The sequence below is a fragment of the Burkholderia sp. Ac-20384 genome (genome assembly GCF_017104605.1).
Lineage (GTDB): Bacteria > Pseudomonadota > Gammaproteobacteria > Burkholderiales > Burkholderiaceae > Burkholderia > Burkholderia lata.
Window position 1 is genome coordinate 1 of record NZ_JAAGPE010000367.1, and the last position, 7,943, is coordinate 7,943.

A 7,943-nucleotide genomic window follows, 5' to 3' on the forward strand; every position below is an offset into this window, starting at 1 on the left:
CGAGCACGGCGGCGCCGAATGCGGCGGTGCCCGTCAGGCGGCGCGGCGCGATCGGCCGCATGCGTCGGCCATGCGCGTAGCGTTGGCGGCGGCGGCCGTAGCGTTCGAGCACGATCATGCCGACGACGATCGCGAGCATCGCGAGCGCGATCTGTGCGGCACCGGCGAGGTCGGAGCGCGTGATCCATGTCGTGTAGACGGACACGGTCAGCGTTTGCACGCCGAGGAATTCCGATGCGCCGATGTCGTTCAGCGTTTCGAGCAGCGCGAGGCTCACGCCGACCGCGATCGCGGGCCGCGCGAGCGGCACGACGACGCGCCAGAACGTGGCGATGCGTCCCGCGCCGAGCGTGCGCGCGGCTTCGAGCAGGCTCGCGGACTGCGTGACGAACATCGCGCGCGTGCTCAGGTAAACATATGGATACAGCACGAAGCCGAGCACGAAGATCGCGCCGGGCAGCGAGCGCAGGTCGGGCAGGCGGAACTGGCGCGGGCTGTCGAAGCCGAGCATCCAGCGGACCGCGCCCTGCACGGGGCCGATCGGGTGCAGCAGGTCGAGATACGCGAATGCGACGATGTAGGTGGGAACCGCGAGCGGCAGCAGCAGCGCCCACGTCAGCATCCGGCGGCCGGGAAAGTCGTATGCGGTGACGAGCCATGCGCAGCCCGTGCCGACGATCGACACGATCGCGCCGACGCCCGCGAGCAGCAGCAGCGTATTGACGAGCGCCTGCGGCAGCACGAATTCGGCGAGATGCCGCCAGTGCGCGAGATCGGCGTCGAACGCGGCGGCCACCAGCACTGCAAGCGGCGCCGCGACCGCCGCGGCGATCGCCAGCGCCGCGAGCAGCCACAGGCTGCCCGCGCGCGGCAGCAGGCGCGGCCGGCACGGCGGCCGGCGCGCGCCGGCGGTGGATGCGTCAGTTGTCAAAGCCGACCTTGTCGACCAGCTGGCTCGCCTGCTTGCGATGCTTCGCGATGTCCGCCAGCGGCAGCGGGTCGATCTTCAGCGTGCCGAAGCTGGCGATCACCGGGTCGAGCTTCACGTTCGCGCGCACCGGGTATTCGTAGTTCGCCTGCGCATACAGCGCCTGCGCTTCCGGCGACACGAGGTATTCGAGCAGCTTTACTGCGTTGGCCTTGTGCGGCGCGTGCTTCGCGACCGTCGCGCCGCTGATGTTCACGTGCGTGCCGCCGCTCTTCGCATTCGCGAACGTCGGCCGCACGACCTTGATCGCGTCGCCCCACTTGCGCGCGTCGCTGCCGGCCTCCGCATTCTTCATGTGACCGACGTAGTAAGCGTTCGCGAGGCCGACGTCGCAGATGCCGCCGAGGATGTCGCGCGCGACGTCGCGGTCGCCGCCCGTCGCCTTGCGCGCGAGGTTTGCCTTCACGCCGCGCAGCCACTTCTCGGTCGCTGCTTCGCCGGCGTGCGCGATCATCGCCGCGACGAGCGCCGTGTTGTACGGATGCTGGCCCGAGCGGATGCAGACCTTGCCCTTCCATTTCGGATCGGCGAGATCCTCGTAGCGGAACGCATCGACCTTCAGGTCCTTCTCGACGTACAGCACGCGGTCGCGCAGCGACAGCGCGTACCAGTCGCCGTTCGCGCCGCGCAGGTTCGCGGGAATCGCGTCGTCGAGCGCCTTCGAGCGCACCGGCTGCGTGAGCCCGCCGTCGACGAGATCGAGCAGGTTGCCGACGTCGACCGTCATCAGCACGTCGGCCGGCGATTGCGCGCCTTCCGCCTTCACGCGCTCGAGCAGGCCGTCCTTCACGAACACCGTGTTGACCTTGACGCCGCTCTGCCTGGTGAACGCGTCGATGAGCGGCTGGATCAGCTTCGGTTCGCGGGTGGTGTACAGGCTCACTTCTTCGGCCGCGTGGGCCAGCGGCGCGAATGCGGCGGCGGCAAGGGCGAGGGCGCCGGCAAGCGGCAGCAGGCGGGTGCGCGGATTCGACATGAAGACTCCGGAAGGGGCAGGTGGACGAAGGGAGCGTTCCGGGGCGCGCCTGCCGCCCGAGCGACCCGAAACATTACAAAATGAAAGATTCGAGATTCTAGATCGAAATGGGAACGATTATCAAATGAAAGCTTGAGGAGGGCGGGAGAAGGCGGGGGATGAGGATCGGAACCGGCGCGTCGCAGCGGACGCGCAAGCGCGTAGAATGCCCGCTTCGATGAATTTGACGGAGTCGCCCCGACCATGAACGATCAGCGCAAGAAGAACCCTGTCCGCAACGTGAGCATCCTGATCGTCGTGGCCATGCTGCTCGTGATCGGGACGATCCTGTACAACGCGATTTCGCAGAAGCACGCGTACGACGAGGCCCATCCGGCCGAGGCCGCGAGCGCGGCGTCGCACTGACGTGCCGATGCGCGGCCCGGCGGGCCGCGCACGTAGGGTGCAGGTGAAGGGGGGGAATCTCCGGCTATTGGCGCGCTAGACGCTGCGCGGAGCCAGGAGAGAAGCGGGCGCCAGAACCGGCGCGCCGCGGATGCGGGTCAGTCGTGCGTCAACGTGACGCAGGTGCGAACTTCGGGCGGATCCGTGCGTAGAACACGAGCGCGAGCAGCGCGAGCCAGGCCGCGCCGACATACAGCGCGACGCGCGTGTCCTCGAACCAGCCGAGCATCACGATCACGAAGCCCATGAACGCGATCGTCAGTGCCGGCGCGACCGGCCACAACGGCACCTTGAACTTCAGCGCCGCGACTTCGGCGTTCGACAGCCGGCGGCGCATCGCGACCTGCGACAGCAGGATCATCAGCCACACCCACACGGTAGCGAACGTCGCGATCGCCGCGACCATCAGGAACACGTCCTTCGGCATCAGGTAGTTGAGCAGCACGCCGACGAGCAGCGCGGCTGCCATCACGACCACCGTGACCCACGGCACACCGTGCCGTGACGTCGTCATCAGCACGCGCGGCGCCTGGCCCTGGCGCGCCATCCCGAACATCATCCGGCCCGCGCCGAAGATGTCGCTGTTGATCGCGGAGATCGCCGCGCTGATCACCACCAGGTTGAGGATCGTCGCGGCCGACTTCACGCCGAGCGCCGAGAAGATCTGCACGAACGGGCTGCCGTCGTTGCCGACACCCGTCCACGGGCTGATCGACATCAATACGACCATCGTCAGCACGTAGAACAGCAGGATGCGTACGGGCACCGCGTTGATCGCGCGCGGAATCACGCGTTCCGGATCCTTCGCCTCGCCGGCGCTCATGCCGATCACCTCGATCCCGCCGTACGCGAAGATCACGACCGACAGCGACGCGATCAGCCCGCCGACGCCGTTCGGCAGGAAGCCGCCATGGTTCCACAGGTTCGCGAACGTCGGCACGTCGGCCGAGTGGCCGAAGTGCATGCCGGTCAGCAGGATCGCGACGCCGCCGCCGATCATCGCGACGATCGCGCCGACCTTGATGATCGACAGCCAGAACTCCAGCTCGCCGAACACCTTCACGTGGCACAGGTTCAGCCCGCAGATGATCGCGACGACGCCGAGCACCCAGATCCATTGCGGGACATCCGGAAACCAGAAGCCCATGTAGATGCCGAACGCGGTGATGTCGGCAATCGCGACGATCACCATTTCGAGCGTGTAGGTCCAGCCGGTGACGAACCCGGCGAACGGGCCGAGGTTCTCGGTCGCGTAGTGGCCGAACGAGCCGGCGACCGGGTCGCGCACGGCCATCTCGCCGAGCGCGCGCATCACCATGTAGACGGCCGCGCCGCCCAGGATGTACGCCAGGATCACGGCCGGGCCCGCGAGCTGGATCGCGGACGCCGAACCGTAGAACAGGCCCGTGCCGATCGCCGAACCCAGCGCGAGAAAGCGGATGTGCCGCGCACTCAGGTGGCGCTGCAAGTTTTTCATCGTGTCTCCGATATCGTTATGCGACGGACCGGGCGAGCGGGGCCGGTCCGATTGGCTCAAGTTGTATAGACAACTTAAATGTGAACGAATGATAACAAGCCGGGCCGGGTGACCGGAATCGGGTATTCCCTGACTGGCGCGATGGGCGCAATAGGGGGCGGGGCGGTCGTGCGCCGAGGGCGCAGGCCGCGTGGAACGGGCGGGTCATGCTTCGGGGATCGCTGAATCGGGGAGCGCCGGGGCCGATCCGCGGCATGCGCGGGCCGGCCACCGGCGGGGTAAAGCCTGGGTCAGGCGGGCAGGCGGATCACGCTCGCATCCTTGCGGATCAGCAGCGACGACGCGAGCATCTGCTTGCACTGGTGCGCGAGCACCTTCAGGTCGTGCGTGAGTTCGGCGCCCACCGCATCGGATTTCTCCGCGGATACGACCATCGCGTCGAGGTCGCGCGTGATCTGCTTCGACGCGTCGAGCTGATCGGCGGGCGGCGGCTCGCCGGCCTCGGCCTTCTCGAGATTGTCGAGCACCGCGGCAAGGCCGCGATGCAGCGCGTCGTCGTGGAGGATGCTGCCGTCGGCCGCGCAGGCGGTGCGGATCAGCGGCGCGGCGGCCGTGATCTGCGCGCCGAGCACGTGCGTCTGCACGAGCAGGTCGTTCAGTTCGGGCACGAAGCGCTGGTGCGCCTTCGGCTCGATCATCATCCGCTGGAACGCCTGCCCGAGATTCGCGAACGCGATGTGCACGTCCTTGCGCGCGAGGCGGTAGCGGTAGTCGTCGTCGAGGGTCGTGGCCGGCGTCTCGATGGCCGCGGCGACGACCGGCACGACGGCCGCGCCGTCGGCGGCCGGCACCGGCGGCGGCGACATGCCGCGCCCGGCGCGCCACACGGCCTCGAAATACTTGCGGGTGGCGGTGAGCATGTCGGCGACCTGCTTGCCCATCAGCCGGTATTCCCAGTACGGGAACAGCCGGCTCGCGGCGATCGCGATCATGCACCCGACCACCGTGTCGATCGCGCGCTCGCCGATGATCCGCATGCTGCCCGGCGCGAGCAGGTGGAACATCAGCAGCACGTACGACGACGTGAACACGACGCTGGCCGCGTAGTTGAACAGCAGCAGGCTGTAGCTCATCACCATCGACCCGAACATGATCGCGATCAGCAGGTGCGGCTCCTTCACCGTGTAGATCAGCGCGATGCTCGCCGCGCAGCCGATCAGCGTGCCGATGATCCGCTGCGCGTTGCGCTGCTTGGTGAGCGAGTAGCCGGGCTTCAGGATGATGATGGTCGTCATCACGATCCAGTACGCGTTCGTGAGCGGCAGCAGCCGGCCGAGCCAGAACCCGACCGCCACCGCGATCGTCACGCGCAGCGCGTGGCGGAAGCTCGGCGAGCGCATGTTCAGGTTCGAGAAGATCAGCAGCGGCGACATCCGGCGGCGTTGCAGGAAGCGCGTGAGCGCCTTGTCGATCTTCAGTTCGGTTTGCTGCGGATCGGCGTGGCCCGACAGGTTGCGGCGCATCCGGTCGATCAGGCGCGTCGCGCTCCAGATGCGCCGGAACGTGGCGAGCACGGCCGCATACGCTTCCGCGTTGGTGGCCGGGAAGTTCTTCTTGCGCATCAGCTCGATCTCGTACTCGATCGCGCGCAACTCGGCCTTCACGCTGACGCGTGAGTGCGGTGCGCGGTTCTCGAGCACTGCGAGGCCGATCTCCTCGAGATCGGCGGCCGCCTTGCGGATCAGGTCGCGGTAGAAAATGATCAGATCGGAGCCGCCGAACGTATTGCGCACCAGCGGATAATCGGTGTGCGCGCCGACGAACAGTTCGTGCAGGTCGACGCTGTTGATGAACAGGTTGTACATCGTCGTGCGGCCGGGATCGAGCTTGCCGCGGCGCAGCTTCGGCAGGTTGCGCAGCACGATGTCGCGCGCGGTTTCCTGCGTTTCGACCGCCGTGATCTGCTTGGCGACGAGATTGCGGTAGCACTCGTCGAGATCGGCGTCGAGATCGTAGAACTGCGCGCGCGCGAGCAGGTAGTCGGCGCACGCGAACAGGCTCTCGGCGAGCGCCTGCTGCTCGATCCGGCGCGCCTGCCATTGCGACACGAGCGTGGCCCAGTACGTGTACCAGAGGCCGCCCGCGAGAATCCAGCCGGCATTGATGAACGCCTCCAGCGGCGTGAACTTCTCCTCGAGCGTCATCACCATCATGAACAGCGTCGCGAAGCTGATCTGCGGCCAGCGATTGCCGTAGACCACGATCAGCGACAGCACGAAGGTGAGCGGCACGATGGTGAGCCACAGCACGAAGATGTTCGGTGTCGCAAGGCCGGTGGCGAGCGCGGCCAGAAAACCGATCACGCTGCAAGCGAGCATTTCGTTGTGCTTGTACTTGAGCGGGCCCGGCATGTCGACGACGCAGGCGCCGAGCGCGCCCGTCGAGATCGTGAAGCCGAGCTCCCGGTTGTGAAACACGATCAGGCACAACACGGCCGGCAGCGAAACGCCGACCGCGATCCGCAGGCCGCCGAAAAAGTACTGGCTGTAGAAAAACTTTCTGATTTCGACCGAATAGCGCATCGATGGGCTGAATGGCAGACGAAGACGCCCGGGGGCGGCATCTTGACTGGCGACGAGTCTATCGTATTTCGCGGTCCGCAAAACCTGGCTTTCCGGACGAGGTCCGCGGCGGCGGTCCATTTGCTATCCTTGGTGATCCTGTTCGCCCGGCCCGGCCGGTGCGAGGTTCCGACGCCTGCTTCATGCTCCATCTCTTCTATTCGAACCATCACGAAACGCTGGCCGACGCGCTGCTCGAGGATCTGGCCGCGTTCCCGGCCCGCAACGGCCCGTGGGCGCCGCAACAGGTCATCGTGCCGAGCGCGGCGCTGCGCCGCCGCCTCGAGCTCGACATCGCCGCGCGCAACGGCGTGTGCGCGAACGTCGAGTTCACGTATCTCGCGCAATGGCTGTGGGCCCAGATCGGCCGCGTGATGGAGGTACCCAAGCGTTCGCCGTTTGCGCCCGACCGCCTCGTGTGGCGCTGCTACCGGCTGTTTGCGCAGGCGTCCGACGGGGCGCCGTGGCTGGCGTCGCCGCGGCTGGCCGCGTATCTGTCCGCGTCCGACGATGCGATGCGCTACGAGCTTGCACACCGCGTCGCGGCCGTGCTCGATCATTACCTGACCTATCGCCCCGAATGGCTGTCCGCATGGCAGGCCGGCGAGTCCGTGCTCGCGGGCGACGGCGCGCCGCGCGGGATCAGCGACGCCGCACGCGACGACGAGCGCTGGCAGGCCGCGCTGTGGCGCGCGCTGCTCGCCGAGCTGAGCGACAGCGGCACGCCGCCGGCGCACCGTTTCCTCGTCGAGGCGCGGCATCTCGATCCCGAAACCATCGCGCACGCGGACTGGCCGGAATCGGTCAGCGTGTTCGCACTGCCGACGATGCCGCCGCTGCATGTCGCCTTGCTGCGCGAGCTGTCGCGCTGGATCGACGTGCGCGTCTATGCGCTGAACCCGTGCCGCGAATTCTGGTTCGACATCGTGACCGCCGCGCATGCCGAGGCGCTCGATGCGGCCGGGCGGCTCGACTACCAGGAAGTCGGCCATCCGCTGCTCGCCGAATGGGGCAGGCAGACGCAGGCGCAGCTGCACATGCTGCACGAACTGACTGAAAGCGCCGCGTCGGGCGACGCGGCGCGTTTCGTCGAGAATCCCGCGCCGACCTGGCTCGCGCGCGTGCAGAACGCGATTCTCGAACTGCAGCCGGAGGCCGAAACCGGCGATACGCCGGCCGAGCGCGGGATCGAGGTGCACGTGTGCCACAGCCTCGCGCGCCAGCTCGAGGTGCTGCACGACCGGCTGCTCGCATGGTTCGACGCCGACGCGAGCCTGCAGCCTTCCGACGTGCTCGTCGCGGTGGCCGATCTCGCGGCGGCCGGGCCGCTGATCGACGCCGTGTTCGGCACGGCCGGCGCCGGCGGCTCGCGCGTGCCTTACCGGATCACCGGCCTGCCGCCGTCGCAGGCGAATCCGGTCGCGCGCGTGCTGCCCG

The 7,943-nt window shown here is 67.7% G+C and carries 6 protein-coding genes; 2 read left to right on the forward strand and 4 right to left on the reverse strand.

What is annotated here, in order from left to right; translation table 11 throughout:
- Window positions 1-877 (reverse strand): ABC transporter permease subunit (locus tag G3O00_RS37220; protein WP_241025512.1); only part of this gene is annotated, 877 nt, incomplete at its 3' end.
- A gap of 43 nt (window positions 878-920) precedes the next feature.
- Window positions 921-1,964 carry a Fe(3+) ABC transporter substrate-binding protein gene (locus G3O00_RS37225; RefSeq protein WP_206146000.1) on the reverse strand — a complete coding sequence of 348 codons (1,044 nt, stop codon included), beginning with the start codon at window positions 1,962-1,964 and terminating at the stop codon, window positions 921-923.
- A gap of 243 nt (window positions 1,965-2,207) precedes the next feature.
- On the opposite strand from G3O00_RS37225, the gene G3O00_RS37230 reads away from it, so the two are divergent.
- On the forward strand, window positions 2,208-2,369 hold the full coding sequence (locus tag G3O00_RS37230) for a hypothetical protein (protein WP_206146001.1): 162 nt from the start codon (window positions 2,208-2,210) through the stop codon (window positions 2,367-2,369).
- Between the two features lie 148 nt (window positions 2,370-2,517).
- On the opposite strand, the gene G3O00_RS37235 is transcribed toward G3O00_RS37230, so the two are convergent.
- Both G3O00_RS37235 and G3O00_RS37240 read right to left on the reverse strand, forming a co-directional pair.
- Window positions 2,518-3,885 (reverse strand): amino acid permease, encoded by a 1,368-nt coding sequence (locus G3O00_RS37235; RefSeq protein ID WP_206146002.1) that lies wholly within the window; start codon window positions 3,883-3,885, stop codon window positions 2,518-2,520.
- Window positions 3,886-4,175: 290 nt separating this feature from the next.
- Window positions 4,176-6,467, reverse strand: coding sequence for an FUSC family membrane protein (locus G3O00_RS37240; RefSeq protein ID WP_174934882.1), 2,292 nt, complete (start codon window positions 6,465-6,467; stop codon window positions 4,176-4,178).
- Window positions 6,468-6,649: 182 nt separating this feature from the next.
- Between G3O00_RS37240 and G3O00_RS37245 the strand changes: the two genes are divergently transcribed.
- The coding region (locus G3O00_RS37245) for an exodeoxyribonuclease V subunit gamma (protein ID WP_206146003.1) at window positions 6,650-7,943 on the forward strand (1,294 nt) is incomplete at its 3' end.

Bases quoted from the DNA above. Each gene is read 5' to 3' on its own strand.
- G3O00_RS37225 (WP_206146000.1), bottom strand. From the start codon at position 1,964: ATGTCGAATCCGCGCACCCGCCTGCTGCCGCTTGCCGGCGCCCTCGCC.
- G3O00_RS37230 (WP_206146001.1), top strand. From the start codon at position 2,208: ATGAACGATCAGCGCAAGAAGAACCCTGTCCGCAACGTGAGCATCCTG.
- G3O00_RS37235 (WP_206146002.1), bottom strand. From the start codon at position 3,885: ATGAAAAACTTGCAGCGCCACCTGAGTGCGCGGCACATCCGCTTTCTC.
- G3O00_RS37240 (WP_174934882.1), bottom strand. From the start codon at position 6,467: ATGCGCTATTCGGTCGAAATCAGAAAGTTTTTCTACAGCCAGTACTTT.